Raw genomic sequence first — 22,019 nt, 5'->3', positions numbered from 1 at the left:
CGGCGCGCTCAGTCACGCGACGCCTCCGATGGGGTTGTTGAGCAGCTCGTCCAGGAGCGCGTCCACCTGGGCGTCGGACAGGGCTTCGAGCCGGGCCACCATGGGGTCGCCCTGGTTGTCACCGTCGTCGTGGCCGGGCCCTTCGCCCAGGCGGGCCAGCACCCGCCCCGTCAGGTCGGCCACGGAGGGACCGTCGAGGAAGGCGGGGGTGGGCAGGCGCACGCCGAGCCGCGACTCCACGAGGTTGCGCAGCTCGACGGCCATCAGCGAGTCGAGGCCCAGCCTGGTCAGGGAGAGTTGCGGGTCGATGGCGGCGGGCGAGGTGCGCAGGACACCGGCGACCCAGGCGGTCATGGCCTCCTGCAATTCCTGCGGCGTCGAGAACTCCAGGCGGCCGGTCATCGCGGACTCGCCGCGCAGCCCCGCGAAGATCGACCAGCGGTCCTGGCCGGGGTTGTGCGCGAACCACGTCGGCGCGTCCAGCGGCACGATCGCCACGTGCGCGGGACGCTCGGCCAGGGCCGCGGCGAACAGGTCCAGGCCGTGGGCGACGTCGATGCCGCCCATGCCGCGCAGCGCCAGCCGTCCGGCGCGCTCCTGCGTCGCGGCCAGGCCGGTCTGCGACCAGGGGCCCCAGCCGATGCTGGTGGCGGGCAGGCCCTGGGAGCGGCGCCAGTGGGCGAAGCCGTCCAGGAAGGCGTTGCCCGCCGCGTACCCGGTCTGCGCGGCCGAGCCGAGCAGGCCGGCGGCGGAGGAGAACAGGACGAAGAAGTCGAGGGGGTCGCCGGCGGTGAGCCGGTGCAGGTTCAGGGTGCCGTCGACCTTGGGCCGCAGCACCTCGCGGAGCGAGGCGGCGTCCATGGCGGTCATGACCCGGTCGCGCAGGACACCGGCGGCGTGCACGACCCCCCGGAGCGGCGGCCACGCCCCGGCGCCCACGAGAGACGCGCCAGTGACTCCGGACCCGGCACCTCGGAGGCTGTCGAGAGCCGCTGCCAGGGCGTCGGCGTCGGCCACGTCGGCGGCCAGCACCGTCACCTCGACCCCCGCCTCCCGCAGGGCGTCGATCCTGGCGGCGTTCTCCGGGCGCGGCGCCCCCCGACCCAGCAGCGCCAGATGCCGGGCGCCGTCGCGGGCCAGCCGCTCGGCGGCGGCCAGACCCAGCCCGCTGAGGCCACCGGTGACCAGATACGTCCCGTCGGCACGCGGGGCCGCGTCGTCGAAGGTCAGCACGATCTTGCCGATGTGCCTGGCCGCCGCCATGTGACGGAACGCGTCACCCGCCTCGGCCGCCGGGAGCACGGTCACCGGCAGCGGCGGCAACTCCCCGGCCGCCACCGCCGCGACGATCTCACGCAGAAGCCCGCCCACGAGCGCGGGCCGCAACCGGGTGAGCGAGAACGCCTCGACAGCGTGGAAGGTCAGGCTCCTGGCGAACGGCCCCAGCGCCAGCGGCCGGTTCTCGGCGATGTCGCGCTTGCCGAGCTCCACGAAGCGCCCGAACGGCGCCAGGACCGACAACCCGGCCTCGATGGCCTCGCCGCTCAGGCAGTTGACCACCATGTCGACGCCCTGGCCGTCCGTCGCCTCCATGACCTGCCCGGCGAAGGCGGTCGAGCGGGAGTCGAACACGTGACGCACGCCCTGCTCCCGGAGCCAGGCGCGCTTACGTTCCGAACCCGCGGTGGCCATGACCTCGGCCCCGGCCCGGCGGGCCAGGTGGAGCGCCGCCTGGCCGACGCCGCCCGCCCCGGCGTGCACGAGCACCCGCTCGCCCTCGCGCAGGCCGGCCATGCCGTGGACGGCGGTGAGGTAGGCGGCCGGCAGCGTGGCGGCCTGCGGGAACCCGAGGCTGTCGGGGATGCGCGCCACCAGGCGGGCGTCGACGGTGAGGTGCGTGGCCATCGCCCCGATCTCGGAGACGAGGCACACGACGCGGTCCCCGACGGCGAACCCCGTGGCGTCGGAGCCTGGGGCGCCGACGTCCGGGGCACCACCCGCGGCCGGGCCGACGGCGTCCGGGGCGCCACCCGCGGGCGGGCCGACGGCGACGACCTCGCCCGCGCACTCGAGCCCGAAGGCCAGCGGCCGCTCGTCCTCGGCCAGCATGCCGTTGGCGCGCAGCACGTCGTTGAAGTTGAGCCCGGCCGCCCGCACCCGCACCTTGAGCTGCCCGACCCCGGGCTCGGCGTCCGGCGTGGCCTCCAGTCGCAGCCCGCCCAGGTCTCCCTGCTCGGACAGGACCACCCGGTACGGCTCCGCCTCGCGGCGTGGGGCGGGGCGCGGGACGAGGCGCAGGGCGAAGGGCTGCCCGTCCCGGTAGGCGACCTCGTTCTCCTCGCCCAGCTCCCAGAGCTCGGGCAGCGCGCCGCCGTCCAGGTCGATGAGCGTGCAGCCCAGCTCCGGGTGCTCGTGGCGGATCGCGCGCACCAGGCCCCACACTGCGGTGGCGTCGGGCCGGACGGCGTCGCCCGTCTCGACGGCCTGGGCCAGCTCGGTGACCACCCACAACCGGGGCGGCTCGGCCTGCCCGGCGAGTTCCTGGGCCAGCTCCAGCACTTCGGCGACGGCGCGTTCCGCGGGCAGGCCCGTCGGGACCCGGTGGAGGTGGCCCCCGAACGGCACCCCCTCGCCAGGTGCCGTTCGGGTCCACCGCGCCGCGTGACTCCACCCGCGGTCGCGGGTGATGCGGCGCACCGTCACGCGACGCAGGGCCAGCACCACGCGGCCGCCGTCGTCGCAGACGTCGATGTCGAACTCGGTGTCGCGGATGCGCCTGGCGTGCGCCCACCGCGCGCCCGCCACCTCGCCGAGGACCGCGATCCGGCCGATGCGGTGGGGGAGGATGAGGCCGTCGAGTTCGTCGAGCAGGGGTGCGAGGGATTGGAGGGCCGCGTCGATCGAGGGGGCGTCGAGCGTGTACGGCCCGGCGAGCCGTACGAGGGTCTCGCCCGTCCCTGCGGCGATCGTCTCGACGCGGCGGAAGGCGGGGCCGTACTCCATGCCGCGCCCGGCCAGTGAGGCGTAGAGGTCGGCCGGGTCGAGGTCGGCGGTGCACCGGGTGCGGACGATCGGGAGGTCGACGGCGGCGACGGGCGGCGCGCCTCCCGCGGCTCGCGCGGTGGCGTGCACGACGCCTTCGCAGGTCAGCGTGAGGTCGTCGCCGGTGCGCGTGGTGCGCAGGCGTCGCGGCGAGCCGAGGATGAGGGGGACGTGGAAGGCCACGTCGTCCAGCGCCGTGGCCTCGGTCAGGGCGGCCGCGACGTAGGCGGCGCCAGGGACGATGATCTCGCCCTCGACGCGGTGGTCGCCCAGCACCCCCTCCGGCTCCAGTTCCACCGCCCGCAGTTCGGCGAGCGTGGCGTCGAGCGTCTCCGGGTCCTCCTGGTGGAGTGAGGCCAGCAGCCGGGCGGGCGTCTCCCGCAGCCCCGACAGCAGGGTCGGATGCGGGCTGAGTTCCAGGAACGTGTCGTGTCCCGCCTCGACCAGCTCCCTGATGACCGGCCAGAACAGCACCGGCTCGCGCAGGTTCCTGCACCAGTAGGCGGCGTCGAGGCGCGCGCCGGTCCGTGCGGTGACGGTCGACCACAGCGGGAGGTGGGCGCCGGCCGGTTCCAGGCCGGCCAGCTCGTGGCGCAGCTCGGGCAGCAGCGGGTCGACGTGGTGGCTGTGGCCGGCGACGTCGGCGCCGATGAGGCGGCAGAAGACGTCGTCCCAGCGCAGCCGCTGGACGAGGGCGTGGACGGCGTCGTGGTCTCCGGCGACCACGGTGGAGCCGGGGGCGTTGGTGGCGGCCAGGCAGACGCGTCCGCCCTGTTCCTCGATGACGGCGGTGGCCTGCGCCCAGCCGAGTCCGACGAGCGCCATCGCGCCCGAGCCGCTGAGCCGCCGGTAGAGGCGGCTGCGGGCGACGACCACGGTGGCCGCCTGTTCCAGGGTGAGCGCGCCGGCGACGTGGGCGGCGGCGACCTCGCCGAGGCTGTGTCCCACGAGGGCGGAGGGCCGCACGCCCTTGGACTGCCAGAGTCTGGCCAGGCCCACCTGGAGGGCGAACAGGGCGGGCTGGATGGCGTCGATGTCGAGGATGTCGCGGGCGCCCGACAGCGCGTCGGTCACCGACCAGCCCAGCAGGGGCGCCAGGGCCTTGTCGCAGTCCGCGACCGCTGCTGCGAAGACGGGTTCCCGCTCCAGCAGGGCGGCGCCCATGCCGTGCCACTGGGTGCCCTGTCCGGGGAAGACGAATACGACACGCTTCATGCCCTGAAGCATGGTCAGCGGGCCGCGCGGCGTCGCCCGCCTCAGGACGCGAGCCGTACCTAGCCGGAGGGCCAGACCTGGGCGCCAAGCCTAGTCGGCGGACGAATACCGATATTTCGGGCAATTGGGGATCGTCCTCGGGTGTGGACCAAGAATTCGGCTTCCTCGGCTCGTCGTTCTACGAGCACGTGCGGCGGCGGCCCGACGCCGTCGCCGTCACCGACGGGCCCGCCCACGTCACCTACGCGGAGCTGGCCGCCGCCGCGGCCGAGATCCGGGGCTCGCTGACCGCGCTGGGCCTGGAGCCCGGCGACCGCGTCGGCATCTTCATGCGGCGCTCCTGGAAGGTCGTGGCCGCCATCGTCGCGGTGATCGGCCAGGGCTGCACCTACGTCCCGCTGGATCCCGACTACCCCGCCGACCGGGTGCGTTTCATGGCCGGCGACAGCCGGCTCGGCGCGATCTGCGCCGACCCCGGCGGCCCGTGGCCCTTCCGGGGCGTGCCGAGGATCGAGGTCACCGGCGACGGGGCGCCGATCCTGCCCCCGGCCGGGCGCTCGCCCGACATTCCCACCCACATCATCTACACCTCCGGCTCGACCGGCAGGCCCAAGGGGGTGGCCACGCCCGAGCACGCCGTCAGCGAGCTGTTCGCCTCGGCGGCCGAGCGGTTCGCCTTCGACTCGCGTGACGTGTGGACCTGGTTCCACAGCCACTGCTTCGACTTCTCCGTCTGGGAGATCTGGGGCCCGCTGGTGCACGGCGGCCGCCTGGTGGTGATCCCGCCCGACGTCGGCCGCGACCCACGCCGGCTGCTGCGCACCCTCACCGACGAGCGCGTCACCGTGCTGTGCCAGGTGCCCAGCATGTTCAAGTACCTGGCCTGGGCGATGGAGCAGGACCCGCGCCCGCTCGGCCTGCGTTACCTGATCTTCGGCGGGGAGGCTATCGACCGCGACACCATCCGCGCCTGGATGGACCTGACCGGCGGGCGCGAGGAGATCGTCAACATCTACGGCCCGACGGAGACCACCGTCTTCGCCACCTGCACCGTCGTCGACCGCGCCGCCGTCACCGACCCGACCGGCCCGACGAACATCGGCAGGCCCCTGCGCCACGTCCGGACCGCCGTCGTGGACCCGGAAGGTACGGCGTGCGCCGAGGGCGAGCTGTGGATCGGCGGCACCGCCCTGGCCGCCGGCTACGTGGGCAGGCCCGAGCTCAACGCCGAGCGGTTCCCCGTGGTCGACCTGGGGGACGGCGAACGCCGCTGGTATCGCACGGGCGACCTGGTCAGGCGGCTCGACGACGGCTCCTTCGAGTATCTCGGCCGCATCGACTCCCAGGTCAAGATTCGCGGCTTCCGCATCGAGCTGGGCGAGATCGAGGCCGTCCTGCGCGGCCTGGACGGCGTGGACGACGCGGCGGTGCTCGTCAAGACGCCGCCGGGCGGCGAGCCGCTGATCGTCGCCTACCTGGTGGGCCGGCCCGCCCCGGCCCGCGAGCTGCGCGAGCGGTGCGGCCACCGGCTGCCCGCGCACATGATCCCCGCCAGGTTCCACACCGTGGCGGAGTTTCCACTCAACCCCAACGGCAAGCTCGACCGGCTCGCCCTGGAGGGAACCCGATGAGCACCAGTGCCATCCGCGACGCCGTACTGGCCGGAGACGGCGACCTCGGGACGATGCCCGTCCCCGAGTCCTACACGGCCCTGACCGTCCACGCCGACGAGGTCGGCATGTTCGAGGGCGTGAGCTCGGAGTACAAGGACCCGCGCAAGTCGCTGCACGTGGAGGAGGTGCCCACGCCCGAGCCGGGGCCCGGCGAGGCGCTGGTCGCCGTCATGGCCAGCTCGGTCAACTACAACACCGTCTGGTCGGCGATCTTCGAGCCGCTGCCCACCTTCGCCTTCCTGCGCAGGTACGGCAGGCGCAGCGAGCTGGCCCGCCGCCACGACCTGCCCTACCACGTGCTGGGCTCCGACCTGTCGGGCGTCGTGCTGCGCGTCGGCCCGGGTGTCAGCAAGTGGAAGCCCGGCGACCGGGTCGTCGCCCACTGCCTGTCGGTCGAGCTGGAGGACCCGGAGGGCCACGACGACAGCATGCTCGACCCCGAGCAGCGCATCTGGGGCTTCGAGACCAACTTCGGCGGCCTGGCCGAGCTGGCGCTGGTCAAGGCCAACCAGCTCATGCCGATGCCCGCCCACCTGACCTGGGAGGAGGCGGCCTGCTCCGGCCTGGTCAACTCCACCGCCTACCGGCAGCTGGTCTCGCGCAACGGCGCCCAGATGAAGCAGGGCGACACGGTCCTGATCTGGGGCGCCTCGGGAGGCCTCGGCTCCTACGCCACCCAGTTCGCGCTCAACGGCGGCGCCGTCCCGGTGTGCGTGGTCTCCTCGCCGGAGAAGGCGGAGCTGGCCAGGCGGGCGGGCGCCGAGCTGGTCATCGACCGCGCGGCGGAGGGCTTCTCGTTCTGGAGCGACGAGCACACGCCGAACGTCGCCGAGTGGCGCAGATTCGGCCAGTGCATCCGCGACCTGACCGGTGGTGAGGACCCCGACATCGTCTTCGAGCACCCGGGACGCGACACCTTCGGCGCCAGCGTCTACGTGGCACGTCGCGGCGGCACCATCGTCACCTGCGCCTCGACGACCGGCTTCCAGCACTCCTTCGACAACCGCTACCTGTGGATGAACCTCAAGCGGGTCATCGGCACCCACTTCGCCAACTACCACGAGGCCTGGCAGGCCAACCGGCTGATCGCCAAGGGCATGATCCATCCCACCCTGTCGCGCGCCTACCCGCTCACCAGCGCCGCCGACGCGGTGCACGACGTGCGCAGGAACGTGCACCAGGGCAAGGTCGGCGTGCTGTGCCTGGCGCCAGAGGAGGGGCTGGGCGTGCGCGACCAGGAGCTGCGGCAGCGGCTGCTGCCCTCCATCACCCGTTTCAAGGAGACGTCGTGACCACCTCCATCCTCGAGTCCGATCTGTCGGCGCCCAGCGAGAGGCGCCTGGAGATCTGCGTGTTCTGCGGCGCCGGCCGGTGCACCTCGCAGGCCGTGATCGACATGGCCAGGGCGACCGGCCGGCTCATCGGGGAGCGCGGGCACCGGCTGCTGTACGGCGGCGGGGGCTCCGGCCTGATGGGCGAGGTGGCCTGGGCCGCCTCCGAGCACGGAGCGCCGATCCGCGGCATCATCCCCCGCTTCCTGTACGAGCGCGAGCGCGCCATCGCCGCCCCCGCGCAGGAGACGCAGCTGACCGACACCCTCTACAAGCGCAAGGAGCACATGCTGCGCAGCGCCGACGCGTTCGTGGCGCTGCCGGGCGGCTTCGGCACCCTGGACGAGATCCTCGAGGTCATCTCCGCCACCTACCTGGGCGTCTCCGCCAAGCCGATGATCATCGTCAACACGGAGGGCGTCTGGGACGACCTGGTCAGCCTGATCGCCACGCTGGGCCGTTTCGGCTTCATCTCCCCGGGCGAGCAGCCGATGTTCCACACGGCGTCGTCGCCCCTGGAGGCGATGGAGATCATCGAGCGGCTGGTCCCCGTCGGAGGGGCACGATGAGCGTGCCCGCTTCGTTGTCGCGCGAGGACAAGCGCGCCCTGCTGGCCGAGCTGATCAGCGCGGGCGCGGCGCCCTTCCCGCTCTCGCACGGCCAGCAGTCGTTGTGGTTCATGGACCGCGTGCGGCGGGAGGCGAGCGTCGCCTACAACATGCCCTTCGCCTGGACGATCCGCGGCGCGGTGGACCCTGACGCGCTGCGCCGCGCCTTCGCCTGGCTGATGGCCCGCCATCCCATCCTGCGCACCACCTACGCGTACGTGCGCGGCACCCCGGTCCAGCGGGTGAACCGGCCGGCCGAGCCCGATCTCGTGATCGCCGACCCCGGCTCGCCGCAGGAGCTGGCCGACCTGCTCGCCGAAGCGGCCGGCCGCCCCTTCGACCTGGCCACCGGCCCGGTCTTCCGCGTCGTGCTCGCCCGGCGGCCCGGCGCGCCCCCCGTGCTGCTGTGGGTCACCCACCACATCGCCATCGACGGCTGGTCGCTCTTCCTCATGCTCGAGGAGCTCGGCCAGGCCTACACGGCCTACCTGCACGGACGCGAGCCCGACCGGCCCGCGCCCGAGGCGGGTTACGCCGACTTCGTCGCCTGGCAGGCGGCCATGCTGGCGGGCCCGTGGGGCGACCGGCTGGCCGACCACTGGAGCGAGGTGCTGCACGACCCGCCGCCCCCGCTCGCCCTGCCACTGGACCGGCCCAGGCCCGCCGACCAGGGCTTCCGCGGGGCCTGCCACGCCTTCCGCCTCGACGCGGAGCTGACCGCGAAGGTCGAGGAGCTGGCCGCCCGGCACGACACCACGGTGTACACCACCCTGCTCGCCGCCTTCCAGTTCCTGCTGGGCAGGGCGGCGGGGCAGCGGGAGTTCCTGCTCGGCACGTGGACCTCGGGCCGCAGCCGCCCGGAGTTCGCGGGCGTGGCCGGCTATTTCGTCAACCCGGTCGTCCTCAGGACCGACCTGTCGGGCGAGCCCGGCTTCTCCCAGCTGCTCTCGCGGACCAGGAGCGCGGTGCTCGACGCGCTGGAGCACCAGGACTACCCCTTCCCGCTCCTGGTGGAGCGCCTGGGCACGCAGCGGGACCCGAGCCGCTCGCCGCTGTTCGACGTGGCGTTCACGCTGCGTGCCTCGCAGCGCGGCGAGATCACCCGCTCGGAGTCGGGCGAGACCGCCTCGCCGCTGGGAGCCCCTTCCGAGGGCGAGCGCGGCATGCTGCTCCACCTGGGCGAGCTGGTCCTGGCCACCTATCCGCTGGATCAGCAGACCGTCAGGTTCGACGTGGAGATGGAGCTCATCTCCTCCGACGGCGAGTTGTCGGGCCTGCTGCGCTACCGCACCGACCTGTTCGACGCCGAGACGATCGTCTGGCTCGCGCAGGGATATCGCAGCGTCCTGGAGGAGGTGACGGCCGAGCCGGACCGGCCCCTCGACACGCTGTCGTGGCGCCCGCGCGACAACGCGCCGCGTGCCGTACCCCCGGCCCCGGCCGCCGGGATCGCGCCGGTGACGGCCCCCGCAGAGCTCGTCGACACCGTGATCGGCATCTGGAGCGGCGTCCTGGGCCTGGAGCCGGGCGAGATCGCGCCCGGCGACGACTTCTTCTCGCTCGGCGGCCACTCGCTGGCCGCCGTCCAGGTGGCGATGGAGCTGCAGACGGCCATGGGCGTGGAGGTGTCGATCTCCGACGTCTTCCACCACCTGACCCCCGCCGAACTGGCCGGCATGCTCGCCACTCCCGCCGACGCGGGCCCGGCGCCGCTGCCGAGGACGCCCGGCCAGGACCACCCGCTCTCCTACGCCCAGGAGAGCCTGTGGATCCTGCAGCAGCTCGCCCCGGACAGCCTGGCCTACAGCGCCCCGCACGCCTTCCACCTGAAGGGCGGCCTCGACGTGCCGGCGCTGGAGTGGGCGCTGGGCCAGGTCGTGGCCAGGCACGAGCCGCTGCGCACCACCTACGCCGCCACCCGGCGGGGGCCGGTGCAGCGCATCGCCGAGCCCGCGCCGCTGCGCCTGCCCGTCGTGGACACCGCCGACCCGGTGCGCGCGGTCCTGGAGGAGTACGGCAGGCCGTTCGACCTGTCGAAGCCCCCGATCCGGCCGGTCCTGTTCAGGGTCGCCCCCGACGACCACGTGCTGCTCTTCCTGGTCCACCACATCGCCTTCGACGGCTGGTCCACGGCGGTGTTCTGGCGCGAGTTGTGCGCCTTCTACCGTTCCAGGACCACGGGTGACCCGGTACCCCCGGCGCCGGCCGTGCAGTACGTCGACCACGTGGTCTGGGAGCGCGAACGGCTGTCGGGCGAGCGCCTGAGGACGCTGGCCGCGCACTGGCGCGAGCGCCTCGACGGCGCGGACAGGACGCCGTTCCCCGCCGACCTGCCGCGCCCGCGCAGGCCCCTCTTCCAGGGCGCCCAGCACGTGTTCGACCTGCCCGTGGACGTGCGGGCGTTGTGCGAGGCGACGGGCGCGACCGCCCACATGGTCCACCTCGCCGCCTTCCAGATCTGGCAGGCACGGCGCACGGGCGCCTGGGACCTGGTCACCGGCTCGGTCGTCTCGGGACGGACCATGCCGGAGACGGCCGGCCTGGTCGGCCACTTCGTCAACGCCCTGCCGGTGCGCACCGACCTGACCGCGGCGGCCACGTTCGCCGACGCCGTCGCGGTCGTCAGGCACAGCCTGCTCGACGCCTACGAGCACCAGGAACTGCCGCTCACCCTGCTCTCGGCCGAGTTGGGACTGGGCAGGGGCAAGCCGTTCGGCCTGCTGTTCACGCTGCACGACCAGCGGCTGCTCGAATCGGCCGACGACGTGCTCCGCGGGGTGTCCATGCGCCGGATCGAAGTGCCCCTCGGCACCGCCCAGTTCGACCTGGCGCTGGAGGTCACCAACCTGGGCGACGGCGCCCGCGCGGTGCTGGAGTACGACACCGCCCTGTTCCTGCCGCGGACGGTCGCCGCCATGGCCGACGAGCTGCGGCAGCTGGTCATCGAGCTGGTGACCGGCCCCGACCAGCCGCTGCGGAGGTGACGAGGATGACCGTGCTGGACCGGGTGGCGGCGTGGGTGAGCGTGCCCGCGCCGCGCCCAGGCGCCGCGATCAGGCTGCTGTGCCTGCCGTACGCGGGAGGCGGGTCCGTCGAGTACAACCAGTGGGCCGACCTGCTGCCCGGCACCGTCGAAGTGAGGCCCGTGCACCTGCCGGGGCGCGAGCGCAGGATCAGGGAGCGGGCCCGCACCCGCATGGCCGAGCTGGTCCCCGAACTGGCCGACGCGCTGGAGGGCGAGACCGCCTCGCCGTACGCGCTGTTCGGCTACAGCATGGGCGCCTGGGTGGCTTTCGAGCTGGCCAGGGAGCTGCGCAGGCGCGGCGCGCCCGCTCCGCGCGCCCTGCTGGCGGCCGCCGCCGCGCCGCCGCACGGGCCGCGCTCCGCGGCCATGTTCGACGCGCCCGAGGCCGAGCTCGTCGGCTGGATGCGCCGACTGGACGGCAGCGCGGGCATGCCGCTCGACGACCCGCGGCTGCTGGCGGTCGTGCTGCCGCGCGTCAGGGCCGACCTGGAGATCACCGACACCTACCTGCCGGAGCCCGAGCCGCCACTCGACCTGCCGCTGCGGGTCTACACCGGCACCGACGACGAGGTCGTCCCCGTGGAGCACGCCGGGTTATGGGCGGCGCAGGCGACGGGCGACTTCGGGCTGCGCGTGCTCACCGGCGGCCACTTCTTCCTGCACGAGCGGCGTACCGAGCTGCTCCACCACATCGCCCGAGACCTGGAGGTCTGACGTGAGCACCTACGCCGTGGTGATCAACGACGAGGAGCAGTACTCCCTGTGGCCGCAGAGCCAGGACCCGCCGCCGGGCTGGAGCCCGACCGGGTTCGCCGGCGAGCGCGAGGCCTGCCTGGAGCACATCGGCCAGGTCTGGACCGACATGCGCCCCAAGTCGCTGCGCACGCCATGACGGTCGTGCAGGGGACCCGGCCCCGCGTCAACGCCGGACGGCTCAACGCGCACATCGCCGCCCTGGGCGACATCGGCCGCGGCCCCGGCGGCGGCGTGACCCGCCTGGCCTTCACCGCCGAGGACGTCCAGGGACGCGCCTACGTGGCCGGGCTGATGCTGGACGCGGGGCTGGCCGTCGAGGTCGACGCGGCGGGCAACCTCATCGGCAGGCGGCGGGGCGACGACGGCACGGCGCCCGCCCTCGTGCTCGGCTCCCACATCGACACCGTCGTCAACGGCGGCGCCTACGACGGGGCCTACGGCGTGCTCGCCGCCGTCGAGGTCGCCCGCGTCCTGCACGAGGAGGGCGTACGGCTGCGCCACCCGCTGGTCGTGGTGGCCTTCTGCGACGAGGAGGGCGCCCACGGCACGATGGGCATGCTGGGCGCGCACGGCTTCACCGGCGCGCTGCCGCCCGGCTTCGGCGACGAGCGCGACAGCCGGGGCATCACGATCGCCGACCTGCTGGCGGCCGTCGGCGGCGACCACCGGCGGCTCGACGAGGCGGCCTGGACCTCCGACGAGATCGCCGCCTACCTGGAGCTGCACATCGAGCAGGGCAGCGTGCTGGAGCGGCTGGGCGTGCCGATCGGCGTGGTGGAATCGATCACGGGGAGGCTGAACCTCACCGTGACGGTCGAGGGCGTCGCCGGTCACGCCGGGACCACGCCCATGGAACACCGGGTCGACGCGCTCGACGCCGCCGCCCGCGTGCTGCTGGCCGTACGCTCCATCGCGGCCGACGAGCAGATCGTGCTGCGCGCCACCACCGGCACCTGCTCGGTGGAGCCCGGCATGTGGAACGTCATCCCCGGCCTGGTACGGCTCGGCGTGGAGTTCCGCGACGTGACGGCCTCGGCCCTCGACGACGCGGTCGCCCGCCTGGGTGAGCTGGCCCAGGAGATCGCCAAGGCCACCGGCACCCAGATCGAGATCGGCCTCGGGGCGCGCACCACGCCCGTCGACTGCCACCCCGCCCTGCGCGACCTGATCGCCCGCTGCGCCGCCGAGCTCGGGCTGGGCTCGCACCGGCTCCCGAGCGGGGCCGGGCACGACGCCCAGATCGTCGCCCGCATCGCCCCGATCGGCATGATCTTCGTGCCGAGCACGGGCGGCGTCAGCCACGCGCCCGACGAGCACACCCCGCCCGACCAGCTCGCCCAGGGCGCCGACGTGCTGCTCAGCGCCGTCCTACAACTCGACGGGGGCTGGTAGCCGGCCGGTAGCCGACGCGATATCGACGGGTATCCGGCGCTCCATACCGTCCTTCTCAGACGACAAGAGAGGGAATCAGATGTCGAAGCGGATGGCGTGGAGCGCAATGATCCTCCTGGTAGCGGGCCTGTTCGCCGCCCCCGTCCTGAGCACCACCGTCACCGCCGTCTCGGCCGCGACCACCCCCGGCGTCATCGTCACGCCGGACGACAGCACCTGGACCTGATCTCCTCGATGAGCTCCCTGACCGGCGCGGCCGATTCCGGATCGGCGCAGTGGGTCAGGGAGCTTTCCCATGCGGCCAGCGCCTCCTGATCCTTGCCCTGCCGGGCCAGCACCTCGCCCAGCGCCACGAGCGACCGGAAACGCCACAGCCGGATCTCCAGCTCGGCGAAGATCGCGCAGGCGGCGTCGATCCACCTCGCGGCCTCGGCCGGCCGGCCGGTGCCCGACTCGAGGGCCCCGAGGGCCAGGCAGACCTTGGCCTCCACGAACCGCTCCCGCACCTGGCGGGCGATGATCAGGGCCTCGTTGAGGATCTCGGCGGCCGCCTCGGGCCGATCCTGCATGAGCCTGATCTCGCCCAGGCCGCACAGGATGTAGGCCTGGCCGATCACGTCGCGGCGCTCGCGCACCAGCACCAGGGCGGCCTCGCAGGCCGACTCGGCCTCCACCAGCCGCCCCTTGCGCAGCAGGATCTCGCCCAGCCGGTTGAGGATCTGCGCCTGGCCTCGCTCGCTGCGCAACTCGCGGAAGACCTCCAGCGCCTGCCTGAGCATCGGCTCGGCCAGCTCCAGCCGCCCCTGATCCACGTGGACCTGGGCGATGCCGCCGAGCACGTGGGCCTCGGCGTAGCGGTCGCCGACCCGCGCGAAGATCTCCTTGGCCCGGCCGAAGCCGTCGAGCGCCTCCCCGAAACGCCCCGCCAGCCGGTCGAGCAGCGACAGGTTGCGCAGCGCCAGCGCCAGCCCGTACGGCTCGCCGATCTCCTCGCACAACGCCACCGCCTTGGCCAGCGGCTCACCCGCCTTGTCCAGCAGTTGCTGGAACAGGTACATGCTGGCCATCGAGCACAGGATGGCGGCCTCGCCCCGCCGGTCGCCCGCCGCCCTGGCCGCCGACAGGGCCACCTCGTGGGTCTGGCGCCAGTCGTCGAAGTAGCTGCGCGCCTCGAACAGGGTCGTGGAGGTGACCGCCAGGTCCCAGCACAACTCGTGCAGCCCGAGCGCCGCCGCCTGCGAGACCGCCGCGACCAGGGCGCTGCGCTCGGCGTCGAGCCAGTCGAGCGGCTGGTCCACCAGCGCCTCGGGCACGCAGGGCCGCCACCGCTCGACCGGGCTGTGCAGCTGGGTGAAGGCGCCGCCGTACTCCCGCTCGTGGGCCTCCTCGGCCAGCCCCAGCCACGCGCTCAACGTACGGCTCAGCGCCAGGGGATACTCCTGCGGGTCCTCCTCGGCCTGGGCCCGTTCCCTGGCGTAGAGCCTGACCAGGTCGTGGAAGCGGTAGCGGATCTGCCCGGAGAAGTCGCGGCCGACGACCTCCAGGATCTGGGCGTCGACCAACTGCTCGATGAGGTCCTCCGCCTCGCTCTCGCCGATGTCGAGCAGGGCGGCGCCCGCCCAGGCGGCGAAGTCGGGCGCGCTGAGCAGGCCGAGCCGGCGGAACATGCGCGCCGCCTCCGGACTCAGGTCGCGGTAGCTGAGGGCGAAGCTGGCGCGCACGGTCATCTGGCCGTAGCTGAGCTCGTCGAGCCTGCGGCGCTCGTCGGTCAGGCGTTTGACCAGGCGGGCGGGGGTCCAGTAGGAGCGGCCCGTGAGCTTGGCGCCCACGATGCGCAGGGCCAGGGGCAGTCCGTCGCACAACGCGCCGAGCGCTCCCGTGGCGTTCGGGTCGTCGCCGACCAGCGCCGCGTCGGCGATGCCGGTGAGCAGGGCGGCCGAGTCGTCGGCGCCGAGCACGTCGAGACGCACCTCGGTGGCGCCCTCCTGGGCGATCAGGTCGCCGAGGGGGTCGCGGCTGGTCACGATCACGCAGCACTGGCCGGAACCGGGCAGCAGCGGCTTGACCTGGTCGATCATGCGGACGTTGTCGAGGAGCACGAGCACCCGGCGCTTGCCGATCACGGTGCGGAACTGGGCGGCGCGCTCGTCGAGGTCCTCCGGGATGCGCTCGCCGCGCACGCCGAACGCACGCAGGAACCGGTCCATCGCAGCGCCGGCGCTCAGCGGGTCTGCGTTGAGGTCGTAGCCGCGCATGTCGGCGAACAGCTGGCCGTCGGGGAAACGGTGGGCCACGCGGTGCGCCCAGTGGACCGCGAGCCCCGACTTGCCCACCCCGCCGATGCCGGTGATCAGCACGATGGTCAGCAATCCCTGGCGGGAGCGTTCCTCCAGCAGGGTGTCGAGCTGCTCGACCTCGGCGGCGCGCCCGGTGAAGTGCGGCACGTCCGCCAGCAGCTGCGCGGGCGCCGGATCCTGCGCGGCCGGCGCCTGCGCCTCCTCCGCGGAAGGCGGCGGCGGCTTCCGGACGGGGTCGGCGAGCGTCAGCTCCGGGCTGTCGTTCAGGATCGCCTCGTGCAGCTCGCGCAGCTCCGTGCCGGGTTCGATGCCGAGCTCGGCGATCAGGTGCTCCCGGCCGGCCCGGTAGGTGTCGAGGGCCGCGGCCCTCCGGCCCGAGCGGTACTGCGCCAGCATGAGCTGGGCGCGCAGCAGCTCGCGCAGCGGGTTGGCCTCCACGAAGGCCGCCAGGTCGTCGGCGAGCTCGCGGTGGCGGCCCAGGGCCAGCTCCACCCGCAGCCGCTCCTCGGTCAGCGTGAGCAGCCGGTCCTCCAGCCTGCGGGCCTCGCCCTCCACGAAGGCGCTCTCCATGCCGGCCAGGATCGGTCCACGCCACAACCCGCACGCGCGGGCGAACAGCCGGGCGGCCTCCTCCAGGTCGCCGGCGGCCTGCGCGATGCGCGCCCTGGCCGCCAGCCGGTCGGCGTGCAGGGAGTCGACCTGGTCGGGGGAGGCGTTGAGCACGTAGCCGGGCGCGTTGGTGCCCAGCAGGTCGGCGGGGGCGCCCGCGTCGGCCAGGGCCTTGCGCAGGCTGGAAACGCAGATGACGACCTGGTTCCTGGCCGTCGGCGGCAGGTGGTCGCCCCAGATGGCCTCGGCCAGCCGGTCGATGGAGACCACCTGGCCCGCCCGCAGGATGAGCGTCGCCATGATGATCTGCTGGCGGGTTCCGCGGACGGCGACCCGGTTCGCGCCAATGATGATTTCGAGCGAGCCGAGCACTCGAAACGATTGGTCTTGATCCATACCCCATCCCCGGCGAAGCCATCACCCTGCAGGCTAAGTGGATCATGCGTTTTCGCGACCAGCAATATTCAATTCAAAAGAGTAAACGAGTGGCGTCGAATTAGAGACGCACTGAAATGGATTTGTTCACGTTCACGAAAGCGCTCGGTGATTTCGCGGTTACTCGATATTTCACCCTAGACCCAGCCGCGCTCCGGAGCGTAACGACCCAGCTGCAGCCGCGTGGTGGCGCCCGACAGATCCATCAAGTGGCGTACCCGGCGCTGCACCGTGCGTGGCGACAGCTGCAACTGCTTGGCCACCGCCTCGTCGGTCAGCCCGGCGAACAGCAGCGCGAGGATCTTGCGGTCCATCGCCGTGATGTCCTCGTCGCCCTCCTCCGCGCCCAGGTGCAGCTTGGCGGCCCGGTCCCAGGTCCACTCGAACAGCCGGATGAGGCCGTCGAGCAGGCCGCGCGCGTGCACCACCAGCGCCCCGGGCTCCTCGCCGGGAGAGCTCAGCGGCACCAGCGCCACGGAGCGGTCGGCGACGATCATCTTCATCGGCAGGGTGTCGATGACCGCGACCTCCTCGCCCTGACGGGTCGCCTGCTCGGCCTGGACCAGGCCGCCGGGACCGTCCAGCACGTCGCGTTCGAGGATCACCCGGTAGCGCACGCCCCGCCGTACGGCGGCGTCCTCCGCGGGGTTGTCCTCGGCCGACTGCACCACGGTCGGCGCGGTCACGAACGCCATCACCTCGCGCTCGGCGCCCAGCTGCAGCTGCTCGAAACGCTGGCGGGTGGCGTCGGAGCCGATCACGACCTCGATCAGGTCGCCGGGCGCGCGGCTGCCCGCCGTACGCCGGTAGAGCTCGGTCAGCTCGTTGATCGCCAGCTCGCTGCGGCGCAGCTCGTCGCGGCGGGCGACCAGCATCGCCCGCAACGCCAGGTCGGGAGCGGCGGCCACGTGCCGTTCCTGGTCGCCGCCCGAGCGGCTGGCCAGGCCCAGGCTCTCCAGGCGCCGCAGCAGGCTGCGGGCGTCGGTGGCGGGCAGCCGTAACCGGTCGGCCAGAACCGCGGGGGAGGCGGCGGCCAGATCGACCAGGGCCCGGTAGGCGCGCTCCTCCGCAGGTTCCAGGCCCAGGATGTTCAGATCCACGTCGTCGGGAACATCACTTTCGATCACGATGGCCGAGTATGTCGGCCAAAGATGTGCGAAACGCCCCGCGACCGTAACGAAACGGACGCGGGGCGCTGTGGGTTGTCTATCGCACGCCGTACAAACGGTTGACCACCTGAGTGATCGCGTTGCCGTGCGAGTCGACCGCGCTCACCTTGATGGACACGTGCTTTCCGGTCGCGGCGGCGTTGTCCACGCTCGCCACCCAGGCGCCGTCGCGGAAGGCGACGGGCACCTCGCTCCAGGCACTCTCGTCCTCGGCCCAGACCTTCTGGTCGTCCGTCGACACCCAGGCCTTGACCGAGGTCATCGCGCCGGCGTCGTAGTCGGACTGGCCGGCGACCGAGATCCGCACCGGGAAGCCCGCCTCGGGCGCCGCGGTGTTGCGCGAGTCCACCTCGGCGTCGTAACCGACCACCAGGAACGGCAGCGCCACGACCTCCTCGCCCTCGGGACGGGTGGTGGTGAAGCGGTAGGTCGTGGTGGTCATCGCGCCCTGGTCGCCGCCGTCGTAGGAGCCGAAGCGCAGCTGGCGGCTGGTCAGCTCGTAGGTGCCGTCGGTGATCAGGAACTGGCCGAAGGGCCAGGCGCTGGTCTCCAGGACCTGACCGTCCTTGCTGAGGGTCAGGTTGCCCGCGTCGCCGAAGTAGGCGCCCGCGCCGTAGTGGTCGGGGTCGGAGTCCTTCCACCTGGAGGTCGAGTACCCGATCAGGTCGCCCTGCCGCTCGGCGATGTGGTAGCCGGGGAAGACGCCGGTCATGGAGGGCAAGCGCAGCCACGTGGCGCTGCGCTTCTGGCCGGGCCGGTAGGTGCGGGGGATGTCGTACCAGGTCTCCCGCCACAGCGGGTGGCTGCCGCGGAAGGCGATCTGCTCGAAGGTCACGTCAGGGCTGTAGAGCGACAGCCGCTTGCCCGGCACCGTGAACTCCACGTCCCAGCCGCCGAACGAGTTGCCGGACCAGGGGCGGTGGATGGCCAGGAAGTCGCCCGCCGCCTCGTCGGCCTGCTCGCCGTACCAGGTCTCCTCGACGGCGGCCAGCCCGCTGTCGCGCACGACGTGCGACTGGTCGCGGCCGACCCTGCCCTCGTCGATGAAGGCCAGGTTGTACACGCCGCCGTCGAAGGTGGCGCGCAGGTAGGCGCCCAGCTCGAAGCCGCCCAGCCGGGCCCTGGAGGAGGGCGCGGCGTAGAACTCGGTGATCGGCCCGGTCACGCCTCCGCCGGTCTGCCAGCGGTCCCACCAGCGGCCGTACTGCAGGAAGCCGGAGGAGATCGTGGAGGGACGGTCGGTCTTGACCTGGATCGGCAGCGCCTGCCGGGCGTCGTAGACCAGCGTGGTGTCGCGGTGCAGGTCGAGCTCGGGATCGCCGAGGTAGGCGAGCGCGGGCGCGGTGTGCAGCAGGGCGCTGACCGCGTAACGGCCGACCGGCAGCTCGTAGACGGTCTCGGGGGAGCCGTCCACGTAGGTGCGGGTGGCGCGCTCCTCGTCCAGGCCGACGACGTCGACGAAGCTGATGCCCGCGGGGGCGTTGCCGTCGCGGCCGATCGTCTTGACGGTGAGCTTCACGATCTTCGGGGCGACCCAGAAGCCGACCGCCGTGGTGACGCTCACGCCCCCACGGCCCGTGGCGACGACGCGGGCGCCGATCTCGCCGTAGGCCTCGTCGGCGAAGTGGCCGTCGGGGTCGGCGGTGACCGGGACCGTGGCGCTTCCGCCCGCCGGAACGGTCACCGTGTGGCGGCCGAGCTTGAGCGAGTCGCGCGGGATCCTGGCGCCGTTCTTCCCGGCCAGGTCCTCGATCCTCAGCTGCAGCCTGACCTCGCGGTCGCCGAGGTTGGTGTAGACGAGTTCCTTGGTGGCGCGCTCGCGGCCGTCGTGCGGCCAGGCGAAGCTGCCCAGGTCGACGGTGCCGGGACCCTGCACGCTCGCCGCGATGGCGCCCGGCACGGACAGCTCGCCCGCGCCCTGCGCGTAGACGTGATCCTTGGCGTTCGCCTTCACCCCGGAGACCAGGGCGGCCTTCACCTGCTGCGCCGTCCAGCCGGGGTGGGCCTGGCGCACCAGCGCCGCGGCGCCCGCGACGTGCGGCGACGCCATCGAGGTGCCCGACATCTTGATGTAGTGGATGCCGCCGACGCTGCCGTTGGCCGCGCCGACCGTCTCCACGCCGGGAGCGGCGATCTCCGGCTTGAGCCGGTGGTCGCCCAGGACCGGCCCGCGGCTGGAGAAGGCGGCGGTCTCGCCCTTCACGTCGACGGCGCCGACGGTCAGCACCCCGGCCGCGCAGCCGGGGGAGCTGACGGTCTCGCGGGCGGCAGAGTTGCCCGCCGCGATGACGAACAGGCTCTTGCTCTGCTCACTGAGCCGCTGCGCCGCGGCGCTCATCGGGTCCGTGCAGTCGGTGGGCTCCTGGCTGCCCAGGCTCATGTTGATCACGTCGGCGCCCTGGGCGACGGCCCATTCCATGCCCGCGATGATCCACGACTCCTGGCCGCCGCCCCAGCTGTCGAGCACCCGGCCGACCAGCAGCTTCGCACCGGGCGCCATGCCCTTGCGCGAGGCGTCGGCCGCGCCGGAGCCCAGAGCGGTCGAGGCCACGTGCGTGCCGTGACCGTCCCCGTCGGCGGCGGTGCCGCTTCCGGTGAAGTCCTCGGCCGCGGCTAGCTGGCCCTTCAGGTCCGGATGGTTCGGGTCGTAGCCGCTGTCCAGCACGGCGATCTTGGTGCCGGTGCCGTCGAACCCCGCCTTCCACACCTGCTCGGCGCCGGTCTGGCCGACACCCGTACCCGGGTCCAGATCGACGCCGGAGACCCGGCCGTCGAGCCAGATCTTGGCCATCGACCTGGCTGCCGTCAGACCGTCGAACAGGGCGCCGGCCGCCGTCTTCTTGACCTGCACCGCCGTGGCGCCGGAAGCGCCCAGGGCCCGCGTCGTCACGTCGGCGGAACGCGGCAGCGCCGCCGCCCCGTCCACGATCAGCGGCAGGGTGTCCCTGCGGGCGTCGTCGTAGCCCTGGCGGATCAGGCCCGAGACGTTGAACAGGCGCTCGTCGAGCCGGCCCGCCGCGATCATCGCGGCGGCGCTCTGGGGCACCACGTAGAGGTCGTCGCCGACCTGGCGGGTGGCATAGGGCTCGTCGGTGGCGAGGGTGACCGAGGTCTTGCCGCCGGCGCCGACGCTGACCAGCGCGCGGTCGCCGGTGACCAGGGTGACGCTGGTCACCGTGGCCGCCGCGCCGGCTGGCCCGCCGTCCGCGACGGAACCCGCCGCACCGGCCGGGCCCGCCGTCGTGGACAGGACGGCGAGAGCCAGCGCTGACACGCCTAGGCGCGTCCGCAGGGACATGGGGTGCCTCCTGGGGGGAAGATCAGTGAACGCCCATACGCTCCCAGAAGGGGCCGGTGTCGCAGATAGGCAGGCGCTGTCGAGAACCTGTCATGGCGGGATCTCGACAAGGGGCACGACACGCAGTGGGGGCACGAGGTCACCAGGGCGCGGGCTCACCCGGGCCGCGGGGTCGCCGGGGCCGCGGGGTCGTCCGGTGTGCGGGGTCGCCTGGCCTGCGGGGCCGCCCGGCCTGCGGGCTCACCCCTGGGCCTCACCAGGCGCGGGCCCACTCCGGGGACTCGGCGGGGTCGGGCTCCAGCCCGTTGAGATCGTGCGACCACGTCCGTGCCCAGCCGCCGCGGCGCTCCAGGATCGCCACCTCCCCCTGCCTGGTCGCGACGAGCAGCCTTCCCCGCCCGTCCCAGTCCGCCCACCCGACGTCGTCCAGCTCCACCCCGTCGAGCTCGTAGCGCACCAGCACGCCCTCGATGCTGTGGCTGGCGAAGTCGACGCCCCCGTGCTCCAGCACGAGCCGCTCCCCGCCCGGCCCCCGCCGCTCCACGGCCCGCCCGCCCTCGGGTACGGCCCGCCATCCCCGCCGGTACTCGCTGTACAGGTCGGCGTCACTCCACCGCGTGTCGACCGGCTCGATCTCCACCCGGTGCGGATAGGCGCCGTGGAAGGGGCGGCTGTCGACCGAGCCCGTGATGGTCAGCGTCCCGTCACGCCCGAAGTGGCAACCGGTCGTCCAGGTGCCGAACGTGTGCCAGGCGGCCAGCGCGGTCAGCCACGGCGCCCGCGAGACGGCGAAGTAGGTGTGCCACGGATCCTCGCCGTGCGCCAGCGCGAAGTACCCCAGCAGCCGCCCGTCGGCGGACAGCCCGCAGCGGCGCGGATACAGCAACCCGCGAAACCAGGCCCCGGCTTCGACCGCCGGACGCTCCAGATCCCAGCGCAGCAGGTGCCACCAGCCGCTCGGGCCCCGCCTCATGATCAACGCGACCGGCGCCTCCGCTGCTGGCAGCACGTACAGCCGGGGCGCCGGAAAAGCCGAAGGCGGCGGTGGCGACATGCGGTGCGGTGAAGGCATGCGGGCGCTCCGTGGCGCGTCGGATCGATGACCTCGAGGCTACGCACCACTATCGCGACCCGGCAACGCCGTTATTTCCCGTAGGCCGCTGTAGACG

General features: G+C 73.2%; 12 protein-coding genes. 7 read left to right on the top strand and 5 right to left on the bottom strand.

Annotated features, from left to right (window positions below):
• Positions 1–12: 12 nt before the first annotated feature.
• On the bottom strand, positions 13–4,257 hold the full coding sequence (locus ACIBH1_RS30030; protein WP_397317313.1) for an SDR family NAD(P)-dependent oxidoreductase: 4,245 nt from the start codon (positions 4,255–4,257) through the stop codon (positions 13–15).
• 143 nt (positions 4,258–4,400) lie between these two features.
• On the opposite strand from ACIBH1_RS30030, the gene ACIBH1_RS30025 reads away from it, so the two are divergent.
• The 7 genes from ACIBH1_RS30025 to ACIBH1_RS29995 are packed head-to-tail and all read left to right on the top strand — an operon-like array spanning position 4,401 to position 13,042.
• Complete coding sequence (locus ACIBH1_RS30025) at positions 4,401–5,888, top strand: amino acid adenylation domain-containing protein (protein ID WP_397317312.1); 1,488 nt, start codon at positions 4,401–4,403, stop codon at positions 5,886–5,888.
• Entirely contained in the window at positions 5,885–7,222 is a 1,338-nt protein-coding gene (ccrA, locus tag ACIBH1_RS30020; RefSeq protein WP_397317311.1) for a crotonyl-CoA carboxylase/reductase, read from the top strand. The genes ACIBH1_RS30025 and ccrA overlap by 4 nt, the downstream gene beginning before the upstream one ends.
• Complete coding sequence (locus ACIBH1_RS30015; protein WP_397317310.1) at positions 7,219–7,830, top strand: TIGR00730 family Rossman fold protein; 612 nt, start codon at positions 7,219–7,221, stop codon at positions 7,828–7,830. Before ccrA ends, ACIBH1_RS30015 begins: the two co-directional genes overlap by 4 nt.
• On the top strand, positions 7,827–10,853 hold the full coding sequence (locus ACIBH1_RS30010; RefSeq protein ID WP_397317309.1) for a condensation domain-containing protein: 3,027 nt from the start codon (positions 7,827–7,829) through the stop codon (positions 10,851–10,853). The genes ACIBH1_RS30015 and ACIBH1_RS30010 overlap by 4 nt, the downstream gene beginning before the upstream one ends.
• A gap of 5 nt (positions 10,854–10,858) precedes the next feature.
• The gene (locus ACIBH1_RS30005; RefSeq protein WP_397317308.1) at positions 10,859–11,608 is read left to right on the top strand and encodes a thioesterase II family protein; all 750 of its coding nucleotides are present in this window, start codon (positions 10,859–10,861) and stop codon (positions 11,606–11,608) included.
• Position 11,609: 1 nt separating this feature from the next.
• On the top strand, positions 11,610–11,786 hold the full coding sequence (locus ACIBH1_RS30000) for an MbtH family NRPS accessory protein (protein ID WP_181615298.1): 177 nt from the start codon (positions 11,610–11,612) through the stop codon (positions 11,784–11,786).
• Positions 11,783–13,042, top strand: a complete 1,260-nt coding sequence (locus tag ACIBH1_RS29995; protein ID WP_397317307.1) for a Zn-dependent hydrolase — start codon at positions 11,783–11,785, stop codon at positions 13,040–13,042. The genes ACIBH1_RS30000 and ACIBH1_RS29995 overlap by 4 nt, the downstream gene beginning before the upstream one ends.
• A gap of 197 nt (positions 13,043–13,239) precedes the next feature.
• On the opposite strand, the gene ACIBH1_RS29990 is transcribed toward ACIBH1_RS29995, so the two are convergent.
• The 4 genes from ACIBH1_RS29990 to ACIBH1_RS29975 form a co-directional block, all read right to left on the bottom strand.
• On the bottom strand, positions 13,240–16,248 hold the full coding sequence (locus ACIBH1_RS29990) for a BTAD domain-containing putative transcriptional regulator (protein WP_397317306.1): 3,009 nt from the start codon (positions 16,246–16,248) through the stop codon (positions 13,240–13,242).
• A 272-nt stretch (positions 16,249–16,520) separates the two neighbouring features.
• Entirely contained in the window at positions 16,521–17,510 is a 990-nt protein-coding gene (locus tag ACIBH1_RS29985; RefSeq protein ID WP_397317305.1) for a helix-turn-helix domain-containing protein, read from the bottom strand.
• Between the two features lie 79 nt (positions 17,511–17,589).
• Positions 17,590–20,850, bottom strand: coding sequence for a S8 family peptidase (locus ACIBH1_RS29980; protein ID WP_397317304.1), 3,261 nt, complete (start codon positions 20,848–20,850; stop codon positions 17,590–17,592).
• Positions 20,851–21,103: 253 nt separating this feature from the next.
• Positions 21,104–21,922, bottom strand: coding sequence for a hypothetical protein (locus ACIBH1_RS29975; RefSeq protein WP_397317303.1), 819 nt, complete (start codon positions 21,920–21,922; stop codon positions 21,104–21,106).
• Positions 21,923–22,019 lie beyond the last annotated feature (97 nt).

Origin of the sequence: Nonomuraea sp. NPDC050663, from assembly GCF_044456985.1 — a bacterium.
Classification (GTDB): Bacteria; Actinomycetota; Actinomycetes; order Streptosporangiales; family Streptosporangiaceae; genus Nonomuraea.
This window is presented reverse-complemented; position numbering and strand designations above follow the sequence as displayed.